Origin of the sequence: Enterobacter chinensis, from assembly GCF_034008295.1 — a bacterium.
Taxonomy (GTDB): domain Bacteria; phylum Pseudomonadota; class Gammaproteobacteria; order Enterobacterales; family Enterobacteriaceae; genus Enterobacter; species Enterobacter chinensis.
The window spans coordinates 665,620-683,329 of record NZ_JARDVI010000002.1; the positions used below are offsets into that span (position 1 = coordinate 665,620).

16 protein-coding genes are annotated in these 17,710 nt (G+C 56.5%); 10 read left to right on the plus strand and 6 right to left on the minus strand.

Going from position 1 to position 17,710, the window contains the following annotated elements:
* Window positions 1-15 precede the first annotated feature (15 nt).
* Window positions 16-786, plus strand: coding sequence for an SDR family oxidoreductase (locus PYW49_RS08140; protein WP_134348578.1), 771 nt, complete (start codon window positions 16-18; stop codon window positions 784-786).
* A gap of 58 nt (window positions 787-844) precedes the next feature.
* Window positions 845-1,699 (plus strand): co-chaperone YbbN, encoded by an 855-nt coding sequence (locus tag PYW49_RS08145; RefSeq protein WP_320386201.1) that lies wholly within the window; start codon window positions 845-847, stop codon window positions 1,697-1,699.
* Between the two features lie 49 nt (window positions 1,700-1,748).
* Here PYW49_RS08145 and fetB read toward each other — a convergent pair whose 3' ends face one another.
* Both fetB and fetA read right to left on the minus strand, forming a co-directional pair.
* Window positions 1,749-2,531, minus strand: a complete 783-nt coding sequence (gene fetB, locus PYW49_RS08150) for an iron efflux ABC transporter permease subunit FetB (protein ID WP_039265869.1) — start codon at window positions 2,529-2,531, stop codon at window positions 1,749-1,751.
* Window positions 2,524-3,195, minus strand: coding sequence for an iron efflux ABC transporter ATP-binding subunit FetA (fetA, locus tag PYW49_RS08155; RefSeq protein WP_320386202.1), 672 nt, complete (start codon window positions 3,193-3,195; stop codon window positions 2,524-2,526). Before fetA ends, fetB begins: the two co-directional genes overlap by 8 nt.
* Window positions 3,196-3,338: 143 nt before the next feature.
* On the opposite strand from fetA, the gene PYW49_RS08160 reads away from it, so the two are divergent.
* The 3 genes from PYW49_RS08160 to PYW49_RS08170 are packed head-to-tail and all read left to right on the plus strand — an operon-like array spanning window position 3,339 to window position 5,598.
* Window positions 3,339-4,190, plus strand: coding sequence for a hypothetical protein (locus tag PYW49_RS08160; RefSeq protein ID WP_134348581.1), 852 nt, complete (start codon window positions 3,339-3,341; stop codon window positions 4,188-4,190).
* A gap of 44 nt (window positions 4,191-4,234) precedes the next feature.
* Window positions 4,235-5,149, plus strand: a complete 915-nt coding sequence (locus PYW49_RS08165; protein WP_320386203.1) for an SPFH domain-containing protein — start codon at window positions 4,235-4,237, stop codon at window positions 5,147-5,149.
* Window positions 5,146-5,598: an NfeD family protein gene (locus tag PYW49_RS08170; RefSeq protein ID WP_320386204.1), complete on the plus strand. Its 453-nt coding sequence runs from the start codon at window positions 5,146-5,148 to the stop codon at window positions 5,596-5,598. The genes PYW49_RS08165 and PYW49_RS08170 overlap by 4 nt, the downstream gene beginning before the upstream one ends.
* Here the strand turns inward: PYW49_RS08170 and cueR are convergent.
* Window positions 5,595-6,005, minus strand: a complete 411-nt coding sequence (cueR, locus tag PYW49_RS08175) for a Cu(I)-responsive transcriptional regulator (RefSeq protein ID WP_063429293.1) — start codon at window positions 6,003-6,005, stop codon at window positions 5,595-5,597. The two genes, PYW49_RS08170 and cueR, sit on opposite strands and share 4 nt — an antisense overlap.
* A gap of 108 nt (window positions 6,006-6,113) precedes the next feature.
* Between cueR and copA the strand changes: the two genes are divergently transcribed.
* The 3 genes from copA (at window position 6,114) to ybaK (ending at window position 10,136) form a co-directional block, all read left to right on the plus strand.
* Window positions 6,114-8,612 (plus strand): copper-exporting P-type ATPase CopA, encoded by a 2,499-nt coding sequence (copA, locus tag PYW49_RS08180; RefSeq protein ID WP_320386205.1) that lies wholly within the window; start codon window positions 6,114-6,116, stop codon window positions 8,610-8,612.
* Between the two features lie 50 nt (window positions 8,613-8,662).
* Window positions 8,663-9,457, plus strand: coding sequence for a TraB/GumN family protein (locus PYW49_RS08185; protein WP_320386206.1), 795 nt, complete (start codon window positions 8,663-8,665; stop codon window positions 9,455-9,457).
* 199 nt (window positions 9,458-9,656) lie between these two features.
* Complete coding sequence (gene ybaK / locus PYW49_RS08190; protein WP_134348587.1) at window positions 9,657-10,136, plus strand: Cys-tRNA(Pro)/Cys-tRNA(Cys) deacylase YbaK; 480 nt, start codon at window positions 9,657-9,659, stop codon at window positions 10,134-10,136.
* A 94-nt stretch (window positions 10,137-10,230) separates the two neighbouring features.
* Here the strand turns inward: ybaK and ushA are convergent, their stop codons facing one another.
* Window positions 10,231-11,883: a bifunctional UDP-sugar hydrolase/5'-nucleotidase UshA gene (ushA, locus tag PYW49_RS08195; RefSeq protein ID WP_320386207.1), complete on the minus strand. Its 1,653-nt coding sequence runs from the start codon at window positions 11,881-11,883 to the stop codon at window positions 10,231-10,233.
* A 169-nt stretch (window positions 11,884-12,052) separates the two neighbouring features.
* Between ushA and PYW49_RS08200 the strand changes: the two genes are divergently transcribed.
* Complete coding sequence (locus tag PYW49_RS08200) at window positions 12,053-13,273, plus strand: MFS transporter (RefSeq protein WP_134348589.1); 1,221 nt, start codon at window positions 12,053-12,055, stop codon at window positions 13,271-13,273.
* 229 nt (window positions 13,274-13,502) lie between these two features.
* Window positions 13,503-15,179 (plus strand): YbaL family putative K(+) efflux transporter, encoded by a 1,677-nt coding sequence (ybaL, locus tag PYW49_RS08205; protein ID WP_320386208.1) that lies wholly within the window; start codon window positions 13,503-13,505, stop codon window positions 15,177-15,179.
* Between the two features lie 81 nt (window positions 15,180-15,260).
* On the opposite strand, the gene PYW49_RS08210 is transcribed toward ybaL, so the two are convergent.
* Complete coding sequence (locus PYW49_RS08210; RefSeq protein WP_024906855.1) at window positions 15,261-16,565, minus strand: inosine/guanosine kinase; 1,305 nt, start codon at window positions 16,563-16,565, stop codon at window positions 15,261-15,263.
* Between the two features lie 62 nt (window positions 16,566-16,627).
* Entirely contained in the window at window positions 16,628-17,590 is a 963-nt protein-coding gene (gene hemH, locus PYW49_RS08215; RefSeq protein ID WP_134348591.1) for a ferrochelatase, read from the minus strand.
* Window positions 17,591-17,710 lie beyond the last annotated feature (120 nt).

The following is a 17,710-nucleotide window of genomic DNA, read 5'->3' on the forward strand; positions in this document are numbered from 1 at the left end:
CTGACAGGTAAAGTTATGCAAAAATCGGTCTTAATTACAGGATGTTCCAGTGGAATCGGCCTTGAAAGCGCGCTTGAATTAAAGCGCCAGGGATTTCGGGTGCTGGCGGCCTGCCGCAAACCCGACGATGTCGAACGCATGAACGGGCTGGGCTTGACCGGCGTGCTGCTGGATATGGACTCGCCGGAGAGCGTTGAGCGCGCCGCCGATGAGGTCATCGCGCTGACCGACAATCGTCTGTACGGACTCTTTAACAATGCCGGTTACGGCGTGTATGGTCCGCTGGATACGCTCTCCCGCGAAACGCTGGAGAAGCAGTTTTCGACCAACTTCTTCGGCGTACATCAGCTCACCATGCGTCTGCTCCCCGCGATGCTGCCGCACGGTGAAGGGCGCATCGTGATGACATCGTCTGTGATGGGGCTGATTTCAACCCCAGGCCGCGGCGCCTACGCAGCCAGCAAATATGCACTGGAGGCCTGGTCCGACGCCCTGCGCATGGAGCTACGCCACAGCGGCATTAAGGTCAGCCTGATTGAACCCGGCCCGATCCGCACCCGCTTTACCGACAACGTGAACCAGACGCAGGCGGATAAACCGGTCGAGAACCCCGGCATTGCCGCACGTTTTACCCTCGGGCCCGAAGCGGTTGTTGCCAAAGTGCGCCATGCTTTTGAGAGTGAACATCCCAAAATGCGCTATCCGGTGACGCTGGTCACCCACGCCGTAGGCTGGTTAAAACGCCTGCTGCCGGGCCGGATAATGGACAAAATTTTACACGGTTGAGTTGAAGCGACGTCGCGCATCCCCATGTAAAGAACAAACCGACAAAAGAGAAAGCCGCATGTCCGTACAGAATATCGTCAATATTACTGAAGCAAACCTGCAACAGACCCTTGAACAGTCGATGACCAAACCGGTCCTGTTCTACTTCTGGTCTGAGCGCAGCCAACACTGTCTGCAGCTGACGCCGGTGCTGGAAAGCCTTGCTGCCCAGTACAATGGTCAGTTCATTCTCGCCAAACTGGACTGTGACGCAGAGCCGATGGTCGCGTCTCAGTTTGGTCTGCGCGCCATTCCTACCGTTTATCTGTTCCAGAACGGGCAGCCTGTTGATGGCTTCCAGGGGCCGCAGCCGGAAGAGGCTATCCGTGCCCTGCTGGATAAAGTGCTGCCGCGCGAAGAAGAGCTGAAAGCGCAGGAAGGCATGGCGCTGATGCAGGAAGGCAAATATGACGAGGCGCTGCCGCTGCTCAAAGACGCGTGGCAGCTGTCGAATCAGAACAGCCAGATTGGCCTGCTGCTGGCGGAAACGCAAATCGCCCTGCACCGTTCAGAAGACGCGGAAGCCGTACTCAAAACCGTACCGCTGCAGGACCAGGACACCCGTTATCAGGGCCTGGTCGCGCAAATCGAACTACTGAAACAGGCCGCGGACACCCCGGAGATTCAGCAGTTGCAGCAGCAGGTTGCTGACAATCCGGCCGATGCGGGCCTGGCAAGCCAGCTGGCGCTGCAGTTGCATCAGGTGGGGCGTAACGAAGAGGCGCTTGAGCTGCTGTTCAGCCATCTGCAAAAAGACCTCGCTGCCGCAGACGGCCAGGCGCGCAAGATGTTCCAGGAGATCCTGGCCGCGCTGGGCACCGGAGACGCGCTGGCGTCGAAGTACCGTCGTCAGCTGTACGCACTGCTGTATTGATAAAAAAAAGCCCGGTGGCTTCGCCTTACCGGGCCTACAAAAGCCGATATTACCCCGTCTTTTTCAACTGCGTCACCACCAGCTGGTGGCGCGCGTTGTAGAACTTCCGATAGGTCAGGTAACAGGCAATGATGGTTGACAGGCTTGCCGTGGAAAGCAGCATAAACGTCACCATGATCTGATACTTAATCGCTTTTACCGGATCGATACCGGCAAAAATCAGTCCCGACATCATGCCCGGCAGGCTCACCAGCCCAACCGTTTTGGCTGAATCCACCGTCGGGATCAGCGATGAACGAATGCTCTCACGAATTAGCCGCGCCGAGGCCACTTTAGGCGTCGCCCCCAGGCTTAATTTCTCCTGCAGCTGCTGCTGTTCACTGCTGAAACGCTGGCCAAGGTTGTTATAACACAGCCCAACGGCCACCATGGCGTTCCCCGCAATCATCCCGGAGATAGGAATAACCTGCATCGGCGTAAATTCAATCGAGCCGGAGAGCACCAGCACCGCCAGCGTGAGCGCCGTCCCGGTGGTAATCGCGATAAACGATGAGATAAACGCCTTATCAATGTATTTACTGCGTTTTTGCGCATTCCACGCCGCATTAAAGCAGATAAAGAGCACCATCAGCAGCGTCAGGACCGCGTGGTTGACGTTGAAAATATACTTCAGCACATAGCCGACGATGATGAGCTGAATCACCGCGCGGCAGATACTCCACACAATATCTTTTTCCAGCCCCAGCTTTTCGCGGTAGCTGACCACAATCGCAATCAGCACCAGCACCATCGAAAACGCCAGGGATTCGTTCGTAATATTATGCTCACCCACGGTTTGCCTCCTGCATTTTTCCGCCGTGCGGCTGGAGCGTAATTACGTCATCCGCATGGGTAATTTCGTTGGCGTCGTGCGTCACCCACAGCACGGCAATATTCTGCTCGCGGACGTAACGATGAATAATCTCGTTAACGTTGCGTTTGTTGGCGTCATCGAGCGCGCTGGTGATTTCGTCCAGCAACAATACCTTCGGTAAAAACTGCAGGTTGCGGATCAGCGAGACGCGCTGCTTTTCTCCGCCCGACAGCGCATTGATGGATTTGGTCAGCGTCTCCTGCGCCAGGCCAAAGCGGGCCAGATCGTTGATAAATTTTTCCGGTTCCGGCGTTTTTTGACGGATTTGCCACGGGAAAATCAGGTTGTCATAGACCGTATCGCCAAAAAGCGTGGGGGTTTGCACACAATACGAAACCTGCTGGCGATAGCTTTCCGGTGAAAGTGACGCAATATCGTGACCTTCAAACAGAATGGTGCCCTCTGTGGGGCTGAGCAAGGAGGCCACAATCTTCAGCAGCGTGCTTTTACCGCAGCCTGAGGGGCCCGTTATTAATTTAAACTCGCCCGGCGACAGGCAAAACCCGACGTGCTGAAGGATAGTGTTTTCCCCGACACGAAACCCGACATCCCTGAGATGTAATACGTTTTTTTTATCGTTCATTGCGCTTTCGTTAACCGCTTTTTGTCATAACCGTCTGTAGCATAATCCTTTCGTCCACACAGAGCGAATAGCCTCACGCTAAAGCAAGTGTTAAACTTTTTGTTTGTCATTTGTCATCACCATCACTACAGGAAGTATGCAACATGGCACATATCTTTTATGAGTTCCCTTCCCTGAAGCCTGGTGTTCCTGATGTCGAAACATTAATGGAAGTCATCAAATCTTCGGAACTCACACGTTTTGTCATTGGTGCAGAGGTGGTCGATTTTGTTAAGAAGGCGCTCATCGTGAACACCACGATCGGCAGTTTCAAAAATTGCTATTTCGCCTTCGACAACGGGACGCACTTCCTGGAATTTGACGGCAAAGGAAAATCAAAACGTTTCAATGAGGTGCCCGACTGGTTCGTCTCCCCGGCTGAATTTTCTCGCACCCAGTGGCTCATCAACCATGACCTTGCGGAAGTGAAAGCGACCCAGTTCATTGACGTTCTGATGTCCTACCCGCTGAAAGCCCGCCGCGCACACTGCAATTTGCTATTCGGGCTGGAGCTGGAAAAGGTGAATGCGGTTCCGGCCGCAGCGTCAAAAGCGGGCAAAATTGGCAATAAAAACGGTAAAACCACCAAGCCCCGCGTCACCGATCTGGGATCGTTCGAGCTGTTCAGCCAGTTTTTTGCACGCATGAAAACCGCCGTGCTGGCCGATGAGTTTCCCACCCTGCAGGTCCTGACGGGAATGGATAACCTGGCAAAAGCGCCGCACAGCTTAAAGCAGGGTATCCGAACGTGGTTCAAAGCCATCGCGGGCGACCTTCCTCCCAATAACAAGCGCGTTGAGGCGGGGAATGCCGTTCTGTTCTGCGCCCCAATCCGCGAACAAATCCAGCATATCGAAGCGCTGGGGCTGGAGAAGTACTACCAGGGATTATCCAAAGCCATCGCGAAGGCGGGTGATGGATTCATCTCTGACTTTACCTATACTTACGAGCAATAAACACACACTTTCACTCATCACAGCATGCAAAACAGGAGGTTTTTATGCTTATCGTTATTCCTGTCCTTATTTTCGTTGCGCTGGTTATTGTGGGCGCAGGCGTCAAAATTGTCCCACAGGGTTATCAGTGGACCGTCGAGCGTTTCGGTCGTTACACCAACACGCTCCAGCCTGGCTTAAGCCTGATTGTCCCGTTCATGGATCGGATTGGTCGCAAGATCAACATGATGGAACAGGTACTGGATATCCCGTCTCAGGAGATCATCTCCAAAGATAACGCCAACGTCACCATTGATGCCGTCTGCTTTATTCAGGTGATTGATGCGCCTAAAGCGGCCTATGAGGTGAGCAACCTGGAGCTGGCGATCGTTAACCTGACGATGACCAACATCCGTACCGTGCTGGGCTCTATGGAGCTGGACGAGATGCTTTCCCAGCGCGACAGCATCAATACGCGCCTGCTGCACATTGTCGATGAGGCGACGAACACGTGGGGGATCAAAGTCACCCGTATTGAGATCCGCGACGTGCGCCCGCCGGCGGAGCTGATTGCCTCCATGAACGCGCAGATGAAGGCCGAGCGAACCAAGCGTGCCTACATTCTGGAAGCCGAAGGGGTACGTCAGGCTGAGATCCTCAAAGCGGAGGGGGAAAAACAGTCGCAGATCCTGAAAGCGGAAGGCGAGCGTCAGTCTGCATTCTTACAGGCGGAAGCGCGTGAACGTTCAGCCGAGGCAGAAGCCCGTGCCACCCAGATGGTGTCAGAGGCGATTGCCGCTGGTGATATCCAGGCCGTGAACTACTTTGTCGCGCAAAAATATACCGATGCGCTGAAAGAGATCGGCTCCGCGAACAATAGCAAAGTGGTGATGATGCCGCTGGAGGCCAGCAGCCTGATGGGCTCTATCGCCGGTATTGCAGAGCTTATCAAAGACAGCGGAAACGAGCGTAAAAAATGATTGAGCTCATCGTCGCACATCCTCACGCTTTCTGGCTAAGCCTTGGGGGTTTATTGCTGGCCGCTGAGATGCTGGGCGGCAATGGTTACCTGCTCTGGAGCGGTGTCGCCGCGGTCATCACCGGGCTGCTCGTGTGGATTTTGCCGCTTGACTGGGCGTGGCAGGGCGCGTTGTTTGCCGTGCTGACGCTGGTGGCCGCGTGGCTGTGGTGGCGCTGGCTTAACCGACGGGTTAACGAGCAGAAACCGGTGGACGCGCATCTCAACCAGCGCGGACAACAGATTGTCGGCCAGCGTTTTACGCTCGATGCCGCGCTGGTAAACGGGCGGGGGCATATGCGCGTGGGCGACAGCTCGTGGCCGGTGGTCGCCGACGACGACCTCAACGCCGGCACGCGGGTTGAGGTCATTGCGGTGGAAGGCATTACCCTGCGGGTTAAAGCCTGCTAAGCAGAGGCTTTACGATGACAGCAGCCGGCAAGATTATCGATAATCGGGCAGTCGGCGCTGTCATCCCCCGGACAGGATTCCGCGAGCTGTAGCAGCTGTTTGCGCATCGCCTGCAGCTCGGTGATATGGCGTTCAATCTCGGCCACTTTTTCCAGGGTGCGTTTTTTCACGTCTGCGCTGTGACGCTTCGGATCGTTGAACAGATTAACCAGCTCGCCGCACTCTTCCAGATTAAAACCCACCTGTCTTGCCTGGCGCAGCAGCGTAAGTTCATCCAGATGCAGCTGCGTGTAGCTGCGGTAGCCGTTTTCACTGCGCAGCGGCGGCGTCACCAGCCCCTTCTCTTCATAAAAGCGAATCGCTTTGCTGGTTAAACCGGTTTTTTTTGCCACATCGCTGATATTCACATTTCCCCCTTGACCTTCCCCTTGATGGAAGGTTTAACCTTTATAACAGTTAGTGAAAAGCGTTACTCCGGTCAACAACTGACCAAAATATTATACGGGAGTTTTGTTATGTCTCACACTATTGACCTGACGCTGGACGGCCTTTCCTGCGGCCACTGCGTCAAACGCGTTAAAGAAAGTCTGGAACAGCGTCCTGATGTCGAAAGCGCTGAAGTGAGTATCGATCATGCCGCCGTCACCGGCAGCGCCAGCGCGGATGCGCTGATTGATACCATCAAGCAGGCCGGCTACGGGGCGGAGCTAAGCCACCCAAAGGCTAAACCGCTGGCAGAGTCATCATCCCCGTCGGAAGCACTGACAGCGGCCACTCCTGAGCTTCCGGCAGCTGATGATATTGATGACAGCCAACAGCTGCTGATCAACGGCATGAGCTGCGCCAGCTGCGTCTCCCGGGTACAAAACGCCTTGCAGGCGGTGCCGGGCGTCGCGCAGGCACGGGTCAACCTCGCGGAGCGCACTGCGCTTGTGATGGGCAGCGCCTCCGCAGCAGATTTAGTGCAGGCCGTTGAAAAAGCGGGCTACGGGGCGGAGGCCATCGAAGATGATGCCGAACGCCGCGAGCGCCAGCAGGAAACGGCTATCGCCACCATGAAGCGCTTCCGCTGGCAGGCGATTGTCGCCCTGCTGGTGGGTATTCCGGTGATGGTGTGGGGGATGATCGGCGACAACATGATGGTCACCGACGACAACCGCACGCTGTGGCTGGTGATTGGCGTCATTACCCTGGGCGTGATGATCTTCGCGGGCGGTCATTTCTATACCAGCGCCTGGAAGAGCCTGAAAAATCGCACCGCGACGATGGATACGCTGGTCGCCCTCGGCACGGGTGCGGCATGGCTGTACTCCATGAGCGTGAACGTCTGGCCCCAGTGGTTCCCGATGGAAGCGCGGCATCTCTATTATGAAGCGAGCGCGATGATTATCGGCCTGATTAACTTAGGCCATATGCTGGAAGCCCACGCCCGCCAGCGCTCCTCGAAAGCGCTGGAAAGATTGCTCGATTTAACCCCGCCAACCGCGCGCGTGGTCACGAACGAGGGGGAAAAGAGCGTCCCGCTGGCAGAGGTTCAACCCGGTATGACGCTGCGTCTGACCACGGGCGATCGCGTTCCCGTTGACGGTAAGATAACGCAGGGCGAGGCCTGGCTGGATGAAGCGATGCTGACCGGCGAGCCTATCCCCCAGCAGAAATCAGACGGCGACGCCGTTCATGCCGGGACGGTGGTACAGGACGGCAGCGTGCTGTTCACCGCCAGCGCCGTCGGCAGCCACACTACGCTGTCGCGTATTATTCGCATGGTGCGCCAGGCGCAGAGCAGCAAGCCGGAAATTGGCCAGCTCGCCGACAGAATCTCTGCCATTTTTGTGCCGGTGGTGGTCGGCATTGCCCTGCTGAGCGCGGCTATCTGGTACGTTTTCGGCCCCGCACCGCAGATTGTTTACACCCTGGTGATCGCCACCACGGTGCTGATCATCGCCTGTCCTTGCGCGCTTGGCCTGGCGACGCCGATGTCGATTATCTCCGGCGTAGGCCGCGCTGCCGAATTTGGCGTGCTGGTGCGGGATGCGGACGCGCTGCAGAGGGCCAGCACGCTGGACACGCTGGTGTTTGATAAAACCGGCACGCTGACCGAAGGCAAACCGCAGGTGGTGGCCGTCACTACGGCAGGCATCGCGGAAGAGGACGCGCTGCGTCTCGCCGCCGCGCTTGAGCAAGGCTCCAGCCATCCGCTGGCGCGCGCCATCCTCGATAAAGCGAATGCTTCTGCCCTGCCGCAGGTCAGTAACTTCCGTACTCTGCGCGGGCTCGGCGTAAGCGGTGAAGCAGAAGGCCACGCGCTCCTGCTGGGCAACCAGGCATTGCTCAATGAAAACGGTATTGATACCTCCGCGCTGGAAAGCGAGCTGAAAGCGCAGGCGTCGCAAGGCGCCACGCCGGTTCTGCTGGCGGTAGGTGGCAAAGCCGCCGCGCTGCTGGCCGTTCGCGATCCGCTGCGCCAGGACAGCGTGGATGCCCTGGCGCGTCTGCACCGCGCGGGCTATCGCCTGGTCATGCTGACCGGGGATAACCCGACCACCGCCAACGCCATTGCGAAAGAAGCCGGAATTGATGAGGTGATTGCGGGCGTACTGCCGGACGGTAAAGCAGACGCCATCAAAAAACTGCAAAGTCAGGGTCGTCAGGTGGCGATGGTCGGCGACGGCATCAACGATGCCCCGGCGCTGGCCCAGGCGGATGTGGGGATTGCCATGGGTGGCGGGAGCGACGTGGCCATTGAAACCGCCGCTATTACGCTGATGCGCCATAGCCTGATGGGCGTTGCCGATGCGCTGGCCATTTCGAAAGCCACGTTGCGCAACATGAAGCAGAACCTGCTGGGAGCGTTTATCTATAACTCGCTCGGGATCCCGATTGCTGCCGGCATTTTGTGGCCCCTGACCGGCACGCTGCTGAACCCGGTGGTCGCAGGTGCGGCGATGGCGCTCTCCTCCATTACCGTGGTGAGCAACGCCAACCGGCTGCTGCGCTTTAAACCGAAGGATTGAACCTTATACTCGTACGCGCTAGCATGAACCTTTCCATTCATGGAGCGCGTATGGGTCTGTTTAATCGTATAAAAACATCGTTTCGCGCCCTCTTTCCTCGCCGTTACGCCTGGCCGGGTCTGGATATCTCCCTCCCCGGTGGGCAACACCTGCATCTGGTCGGCAGTATTCATATGGGTACGCAGGATATGTCTCCCCTGCCACCCGCGCTGGTTAAACTGCTGAAACACGCCGATGCGCTGGTCGTTGAGGCAGACATTTCGGGCCACGAGTCGCCGTTTGCCGGACTGGAGAGCGATCGCTCGCTGGCCGAACGTCTGGATGAAAACCAGCTTGCGGAGCTGACGCGCGTCGCCGATGAAACGGGCGTCTCGCTCTCCATGATTGACACCCTGCCGCTCTGGCAAATTGCGATGGTGCTGCAGGCCACGCAGGCGCAACGTCTGGGCCTGCGTGGTGATTACGGCATTGATTACCAGCTGCTGAACGTGGCAAGGGCGCGCAGTCTGCCCATCATCGAGCTGGAAGGGACGGACAGCCAGATTGCGCTCCTGCGACAGCTTCCCGACGACGGCCTTACGTTGCTGGATGATACGCTGACCCACTGGCACACCAACGCGCGCCTGCTCCAGACCATGATTGGCTGGTGGCTGGATGCGCCGCCTGCGGACGGCAAACTGGCCCTACCGTCGACGTTCAGCGAATCGTTATATGATGTGTTGATGAACGCGCGCAACAAAGCCTGGCGGGAAACGCTGCATGCGTTACCTGCGGGGCATTACGTGGTGGCGGTCGGGGCGTTACATTTGTACGGAGAAGGGAATTTGCCGTCGCTGCTGAAATAAAAAAGTGGCCAATATTTCTATTGGCCCGTCAAAGAGGAATTTCATCGTTTTTATTATGCCGAAGGAGACCTTCGGTTGAGCCGATTGTCGCTCAAAGTGACCATCACTGCCAATACTATTGCGCAAGATGGTGCTATTTTTTAGACAAACGTCAGGCGTATGCTGTTGGCATGATTTGTCTGTCGTAAGAAGGATAGCTATGACTCCCGCCGTTAAATTACTCGAAAAAAACAATATTTCTTTCCGGATCCACACTTACGATCACGATCCGAATGAAACCAACTTTGGTGATGAAGTGGTGCGCAAGCTAGGGCTGAACGCGGACCAGGTGTATAAAACGCTGCTGGTTGCGATGAATGGCGATATGAAACACCTCGCCGTCGCGGTCACCCCGGTAGCGGGACAGTTGGATCTGAAGAAAGTCGCCAAAGCACTGGGGGCGAAGAAGGTGGATATGGCCGATCCGATGGTTGCGCAACGCACCACGGGCTACCTGGTGGGCGGGATCAGCCCTCTCGGGCAGAAAAAACGCCTGCCGACGCTGATTGATGCCCCTTCTCAGGAATTTGAAACCATCTTTATATCCGGTGGCAAACGCGGGCTGGATATTGAGCTGTCCGCGGGCGATCTGGCGAAAATGCTGGACGCGAAATTTGCGGATATAGCGCGCCGGGATTAAAAGAAAAGCCGGGTGGCGGCTACGCCTTACCCGGCCTACATTTTGCGCCCGTAGGCCCGGTAAGCGCAGCGCCACCGGGCAAAAACGCCCCGCACTACTGCCAGCTCACCTCACCTTTCGGCTCATACGCATTCACGTCAATCGGCGAATTCTGCTCGATGAACTGCTTCAGCACTTCCGCATCAATAAAGCCAGTATTCACATAGCCCGGTTTATTATCAATATGCGGATAGCCGTCACCGCCGGTGGCGTTAAAACTTAAGGTCGCCAGACGGTAGGTTTTGGCAGGGTCGACCGGTTCGCCTTTGATTTTAAGATCGTTAAGCTTGCCGTCTTTCGCCACAAAGCTGACGTTGGCAAACTGCGGATAGGCCCCGGAATCCGGCTTCATCTGCGCCACGGCGGTCAGGTAGTCAATGACCTCTTTCCCGCTCATATCGGCATAGACCACCACGTTACCGAACGGCTGCACCTTCAGGACGTCTTTATAGGTGATGTTTCCGCCTTCGATAGAGTCACGAATGCCGCCGCCGCTCATCACGCCGAAGTCAGCGCCGGTGCGCGCTATTTGCGCCGCAAGCACCAGGTGGCCCATGTTGGTCTGCACGAAGCGAACCTTACTGCGATCCCCTTCCAGACGACCGTTCATCGTGCCGATTTTCACGTCCAGCTGCGCCTTGCCTTTGTTCTGGAACGGCGTCAGCAGGGAGAGCATCTGCTGGTTTTCTGCGATCTCTGGCGTGTAAAGTACGCGCTCACTTTTCCCGTCCGGGTAGGTGACTTTCTTCTTCAGGTTGACCGGAATGAGCTGATAATGGACCAGCTTCATCTCGCCGTTACGGAACTCAAAGTCCGCGCGGCCCACGTATTTGCCCCACTCGTGCGCCTGAACAATCCAGATGCCGTTTTGACGGTCTGGCGCGCACGGCGTGCCCGGCACGTAATCCACCTGCTTTTTGTTCTCCGAGGCCATACAAACCGGATCTTGTGAGTGACCACCCACAATCATCGCCAGCGAGCCCGCAGGCAGGCTGCGCGCCATCTCCACGTCGCCGGGCGCGTTAGAGCCGTGCTCACCGTTGTCGTAGTGCCCCATATGGGTGGTGGCAATAATCACGTCCGGCTTCTCGTTTTGCTGCAGCTCCTGAATCACCAGCTTCGCTTCGTCTGCCGGTTTGCGGAATTCGATATCGGTAAAGAACTCGGGGTTGCCGATTTTTGCTGTGTCATCCGTGGTTAAGCCAATCACCGCGATTTTCAGGTCCTGACGCTTAAACAGCGCCCACGGTTTAAACAGGCGCTCGCCGGTACTTTTCTGATAGATATTGGCAGAGAGGAACGGGAATTTTGACCACTTCTCCTGCTGACGCAGCACGCTCAGCGGATTATCGAACTCATGGTTCCCCACGGCCATGGCATCGTAGCCAATCAGGTTCATACCGCGAAAATCGGGTTCAGCGTCCTGTAAGTCGGATTCCGGCACGCCGGTATTGATATCGCCACCCGACAGCAGCAGCACGCTGCCACCTTCGGCGGCAACCTCTTTGCGGATGCCATCCACCAGCGTTTTTTGTGCCGACAGGCCATATTCGCCGTATTCACTGCGCCAGAAGTGACCGTGGTGATCGTTAGTATGCAGAATGGTGATTTTATACGTTTTGTCTTTTTCATACGCCTGCGCGGGCAGGCTTACCAGGCCCCATGCGGCGATGAGCGCCAGCGCGACGCCCCGCTTCATTAACTTCATCTTCTCTCTCCCTGACCAATAGACAAAGGCAAAAATTACAGTGACTAACAAGAATAGACAAATAAGTTTTCATAATTGCGACTTTCTTCAAATGTCCCGGGCGGGTATGTTAGTCGGATAATAATTACACCCTGCATCTCTAATAACTAAAGACGTGGTAATTCTCTCTATGGCAATCAGTGAATCAACCCAGCCTGTTCCGGGCGCGCCGGCGTCTCCGCCAGCATCGCGCACATCCTTTAAAGTATTAGGCGCAATCAGTCTCTCGCACCTGCTCAACGACATGATCCAGTCGTTGATTCTGGCCATTTATCCGCTGCTGCAGTCCGAGTTCTCATTAACCTTCGTGCAGATCGGGATGATCACCCTGACCTTCCAGCTGGCTTCCTCACTGCTGCAGCCGGTGGTGGGCTACTGGACGGATAAATACCCGATGCCGTGGTCGCTACCAATAGGCATGTGCTTTACCTTAAGCGGGCTGGTGCTGCTGGCCATGGCGGGGAGCTTTGAAGCCGTGTTGATTGCCGCCGCGCTGGTGGGCACCGGCTCGTCTGTTTTCCATCCAGAGTCTTCCCGCGTGGCGCGTATGGCCTCTGGTGGTCGTCACGGTCTGGCGCAGTCGCTCTTCCAGGTCGGCGGTAACTTTGGTAGCTCTCTGGGCCCGCTGCTGGCCGCGGTGATTATTGCCCCTTACGGTAAAGGCAACGTGGCATGGTTTGTCCTGGCCGCACTGCTGGCCATTATCGTGCTGGCACAGATCAGCCGCTGGTATGCCGCTCAGCATCGCGTGAATAAAGGTAAACCTAAAGCGAAGGTTATCAATCCCCTTCCGCGCAATAAGGTTATCCTGGCGGTTTCCGTGCTGCTGGTACTGATTTTCTCGAAATACTTCTATATGGCAAGCATCAGCAGCTATTACACCTTTTATCTGATGCAAAAATTCGGATTATCGGTACAGAATGCCCAGATTCACCTGTTTGCCTTCCTGTTCGCGGTTGCGGCCGGTACGGTCATTGGCGGGCCTGTGGGGGATAAGATTGGGCGTAAATATGTCATTTGGGGCTCTATCCTCGGCGTCGCGCCGTTTACCCTTATTTTGCCGTACGCCAGCCTTGAATGGACGGGGATTTTAACCGTGATTATTGGTTTTATCCTCGCATCCGCTTTTTCCGCGATTCTGGTCTATGCCCAGGAGCTGCTGCCTGGACGTATCGGTATGGTTTCCGGGCTCTTTTTCGGTTTCGCCTTCGGTATGGGAGGGCTTGGTGCCGCGGTGTTAGGGATGGTTGCGGATCACACCAGCATCTTCCTGGTTTATAAAATCTGCGCTTTCCTGCCACTTCTTGGGATGTTGACCATATTCCTGCCTGATAACCGCCACAAAGCGTAAATAACAGGTAGCCAAAGTTTAACTTTGGCTACCTGACACCCTGATGCCATAAGGGTTTCTTCTTCCTCCCCTCGCTGAATTTATCAAAATGCGCTTTTTTTGGCGCATATTGCTGTTTTATTCAAACTTCAACAATTATTCATAAACATAAGGGCAAAAATTGTCATAAACTATTACTCAGTTTTTGGTTTTTCACCAAAAAGGAACACCCACAACGAAAGGAGACGGAATGCACCACGCCACACCGCTTATCACCACCATTGTTGGTGGACTTGTGCTCGCTTTTATCCTCGGCATGATTGCTAATAAACTGCGTATTTCTCCTCTTGTCGGCTATCTGTTAGCGGGCGTACTGGCGGGACCGTTTACGCCAGGCTTCGTTGCGGATACCAAACTGGCCCCTGAACTGGCGGAATTGGGCGTGATTCTGCTGATGTTTGGCGTCGGCCTGCATTTCTCCCTGAAGGATTTGATGGCGGTAAAGTCGATTGCCATACCGGGAGCGATCGCCCAGATAGGGGTGGCGACGCTGCTGGGGATGGCACTTTCGGCAGTGCTGGGCTGGTCGTTAATGACCGGCATCGTATTTGGGCTGTGTCTCTCAACCGCCAGTACCGTGGTGCTGCTGCGTGCGCTTGAAGAGAGACAGCTGATAGACAGCCAGCGTGGGCAAATCGCGATAGGCTGGCTGATTGTTGAAGACCTGGTCATGGTCCTGACGCTGGTGCTGCTGCCTGCCGTCGCCGGCATGATGGAAAAAGACAATGTCGGCTTCGCCTCGCTGGCGCTGGATATGAGCATCACCATCGGGAAAGTGGTGGCGTTTATCGCCATCATGATGCTGGTAGGCCGCCGTCTGGTGCCGTGGATCATGTCCCGCAGTGCGGCGACCGGCTCACGCGAGCTGTTTACCCTCTCCGTGCTGGCGCTGGCGCTGGGTATCGCGTTTGGTGCCGTTGAGCTGTTTGATGTCTCCTTTGCCCTGGGCGCGTTCTTCGCCGGGATGGTGCTGAACGAATCCGAGCTGAGCCACCGCGCAGCACACGACACCCTGCCGCTGCGCGACGCCTTCGCCGTGCTGTTCTTCGTCTCCGTCGGAATGCTGTTTGATCCGATGGTCCTGATTCACCAGCCGCTGGCCGTGCTGGGCACGCTGGCGATCATTATTTTTGGTAAGTCGCTCGCCGCTTTCTTCCTGGTGCGGATGTTCGGTCACTCCCCGCGTACGGCGCTGACCATCGCCGCCAGCCTGGCGCAGATTGGTGAGTTCGCCTTTATTCTGGCCGGCCTGGGCATGGCCCTGAACCTGCTGCCGCAGGCCGGGCAAAACCTGGTGCTGGCAGGCGCGATCCTGTCGATTATGCTGAACCCGGTGCTGTTTGCCCTGCTGGAAAAATACCTCGATAAAACCGAAACGCTGGAAGAACAGACCCTGGAAGAAGCCATCGAAGAAGAGAAGCAGATCCCGGTGGATATTTGCAATCACGCCCTGCTGGTCGGCTTTGGCCGCGTGGGCAGCCTGCTCGGCGAGAAGCTGATGGCACAGGACATTCCGCTGGTGGTGATTGAAACGTCACGCACCCGCGTCGACGAGCTGCGCGAGCGCGGTATTCGTGCGGTGCTGGGCAATGCGGCGAACGAAGAGATCATGAGCCTGGCGCATCTGGAGTGCGCGCGCTGGCTGCTGCTGACCATACCAAACGGCTATGAAGCGGGTGAGATTGTGGCCTCCGCGCGCGAGAAGTGCCCAAATATTGAGATTATTGCCCGGGCGCATTATGACGACGAAGTGGAGTATATCACCGAGCGCGGTGCGAATAAGGTGGTGATGGGCGAGCGCGAGATTGCGAACACGATGCTGACGCTACTGGAGAAACCGCCGGTTGAAGAGGCGGTAACGGGCTAAAAAAAGCCTGCTGGCGCTACGCTTAGCAGGCCTACAAGTAGCCCCGGTAAGCGCAGCGCCACCGGGGTTTTCTTTTAGCAATCAACGATCCCAATAAGCCTCTTCGAGGCTGTCTTCCCGTTCCGGCAGGCCACGCGTTAAACGCGGTGAGTGCTGGTTCAGCACCTGATAACTCACGCGGTTCGCGTATTTGCATACCTGCGCCAGCGACGAATAGGTCAGCCAGCTGAACTTGTGCTTGCTGGAGTTCGGTACGTTGGTTTTGTGGTAGGCATTGGCGGTAATGTCGTGCAGCAGCGCGGCCAGCGCACCGTCGCCCGCGCCGTTGGTGTTCATGATCTTCTCCGGTCCGCCCATATATGGCGCGATGTGAGAGTAGATCCGCAGCGGGTTGATGCAATCCTGATGGCGCATACCGCGGCTGAACTCGTACTGGTTGAACTCGGCAATCGCCCCAGGCAGCAGCGGGTGCTGAGTTTTGCGTTTGCTTTCTTCTTCCGTGAAGCCCGCCATATACAGCCCGACAGGGCCGGCGGTGCAGAGCACCAGATCCACCCAGTCCAGCGCTTTATCAGAAGCCAGCAGCGGATCGCTCTCGCCGGTCAGCGCTTCGGCCTCTTCTTCATTCATCGCAAGAATGGAGACGTGCTCTTTCAGGAAGGCCTGCCACCACTCGGGGTTATCGGCAATCACGAATTTAGTACCCAGCGTCAGAACGACGGGCACGTTGTATTTCTTCGCGTACTCAATCGCCTTCATGGTCGCTTCCGGCATGGGCTCACCCGGTTTACAGCGCACCAGGTATGACGTCAGCACCAGCGCCGAGGCGCCCGCAATTACCTCTTCCGGAATACTCTCGGCACGCAGCTTGTTCATATGCCCCGGGCTGATGGCAAAGGTGCGCTCGCCGGATTCACCGATAAGCGTAAAGCAGCGGCCAATGGGCCCGTCGACGCCCTGAAGGTAGTTCAGATCGGTGCGGCTGGAGGTGTTGCACAAATAGCGGTAGGCGTATCCACCAATTTCAATATTGCTGCACATCACGCCGAGCAGGACCGAGCGGTCGTCTGCCAGCACGGAGTAGTTGTGCATGGTATTGCCGATAGTGCCACCGGCGAACTGATGGGTGATCAGATTTTCACGCACCAGTTCCTGGTACAGCGCTTCGGCAACGTCATCTTCGATCACCAGCGAGTGCCCGGCGCTCAGACCGTAACGGGCGACAAACGCATCATCCACTTTCGCTTCAATGTCCACCAGCGTCTGATCGATACCGACGACCCATGCCGCGCTGGTTTCATTTTCTGGCTGGATTTGCTGCAGGAGCGGATCGCGGGCATCAACGGGGAAGTAGTGCTTAGATTTACGTTTACCGGGAAATTTCATGGTCTGAACTGTGCAAGGAATAGAAGCCGGGAATGGTAGCACAAACCCGGCTCTGAGTGCGATCAGCGGCTGTTTGTCACCAGCGACACCATCATGTCGATGTGTTCAGGCGAGTCGTTAAGTGCCGGAATGTACTCGTACTTCTCACCGCCAGCCTCAAGGAAAAACTCCCGGTTTTGCACCGCGATCTCCTCCAGCGTTTCCAGACAGTCTGCCGAGAACCCCGGCGACATCACCTGAACATGCTTCACGCCTTTCTCACCGAGCATTTTGAGGGTTTCATCAGTGTACGGCGTCAGCCACGGCTCTCGGCCAAAGCGCGACTGGAAGGTCATCATCACCTTCTCCGGCGGCAGGCCGAGGGCGGAAACCAGCTCGCGGGTGGTATCGCGGCAGCGCTGCGGGTAATCATCGCCTTCATTGGCAAAACGCTGCGGGATCCCGTGATAGGAGAGCAGCAGCAGATCCGGCTCGCCGTGTTTTTCAAACGACGCGCGCGCGCTGTTGGCAAGCGCCTTGATGTAGAGATCGTTATCCGCGTAATCGCGAATAAAGGTCACGCCCGGTATACGACGGCGGGTCGCGAGAATGCGCGCCAGTTCGTCCCAAACGGCAGCCACCGTCGAGCAGGAGTACTGCGGGTAGAGCGCCAGTACGACGATATGGTCCACGCCCTGCGCCAGCAGTGATTCCACCGCGCTTTCCAGGGACGGTTTTCCGTAGCTCATGCCAAGCGCGACGGGCACATCCGGCAGGCGGGCAGCCAGCGCTTTTTCCTGACGACGGCTGTAGACCATCAGCGGCGAGCCCTCTTCCATCCAGACGGACTGATAGAGCTTAGCGACGCGCGGAGAACGGATCGGCAGAATGACGCCACGCAGCAGCGGCCACCACAGCAGTCGTGGAAAATCCACAACGCGCGTGTCGCTTAAAAATTGTCGCAGGTAGCGTTTTACCGCGTCTGATGTAGGTGCTTCTGGAGTGCCCAGATTGGCAAGCAGGATGCCGGTTTTCGCCTGACTCATTCACGCCTCTTAACCATTTGAATGGTTGTCAATTGTAGCGGAAATGCGTTTAAACGAAACCCATTGCTGCGATAGATAAAATGAGAATATTTCTCACCCGGAGAACCCGGGTGAGAGGTG

Coding starts and splice junctions, on each gene's coding strand:
- PYW49_RS08140 (WP_134348578.1), top strand. CDS start 16: ATGCAAAAATCGGTCTTAATTACAGGATGTTCCAGTGGAATCGGCCTT.
- PYW49_RS08145 (WP_320386201.1), top strand. CDS start 845: ATGTCCGTACAGAATATCGTCAATATTACTGAAGCAAACCTGCAACAG.
- fetA (WP_320386202.1), bottom strand. CDS start 3,195: ATGAACGATAAAAAAAACGTATTACATCTCAGGGATGTCGGGTTTCGT.
- PYW49_RS08160 (WP_134348581.1), top strand. CDS start 3,339: ATGGCACATATCTTTTATGAGTTCCCTTCCCTGAAGCCTGGTGTTCCT.
- PYW49_RS08165 (WP_320386203.1), top strand. CDS start 4,235: ATGCTTATCGTTATTCCTGTCCTTATTTTCGTTGCGCTGGTTATTGTG.
- PYW49_RS08170 (WP_320386204.1), top strand. CDS start 5,146: ATGATTGAGCTCATCGTCGCACATCCTCACGCTTTCTGGCTAAGCCTT.
- copA (WP_320386205.1), top strand. CDS start 6,114: ATGTCTCACACTATTGACCTGACGCTGGACGGCCTTTCCTGCGGCCAC.
- PYW49_RS08185 (WP_320386206.1), top strand. CDS start 8,663: ATGGGTCTGTTTAATCGTATAAAAACATCGTTTCGCGCCCTCTTTCCT.
- ybaK (WP_134348587.1), top strand. CDS start 9,657: ATGACTCCCGCCGTTAAATTACTCGAAAAAAACAATATTTCTTTCCGG.
- ushA (WP_320386207.1), bottom strand. CDS start 11,883: ATGAAGTTAATGAAGCGGGGCGTCGCGCTGGCGCTCATCGCCGCATGG.
- PYW49_RS08200 (WP_134348589.1), top strand. CDS start 12,053: ATGGCAATCAGTGAATCAACCCAGCCTGTTCCGGGCGCGCCGGCGTCT.
- ybaL (WP_320386208.1), top strand. CDS start 13,503: ATGCACCACGCCACACCGCTTATCACCACCATTGTTGGTGGACTTGTG.
- PYW49_RS08210 (WP_024906855.1), bottom strand. CDS start 16,565: ATGAAATTTCCCGGTAAACGTAAATCTAAGCACTACTTCCCCGTTGAT.
- hemH (WP_134348591.1), bottom strand. CDS start 17,590: ATGAGTCAGGCGAAAACCGGCATCCTGCTTGCCAATCTGGGCACTCCA.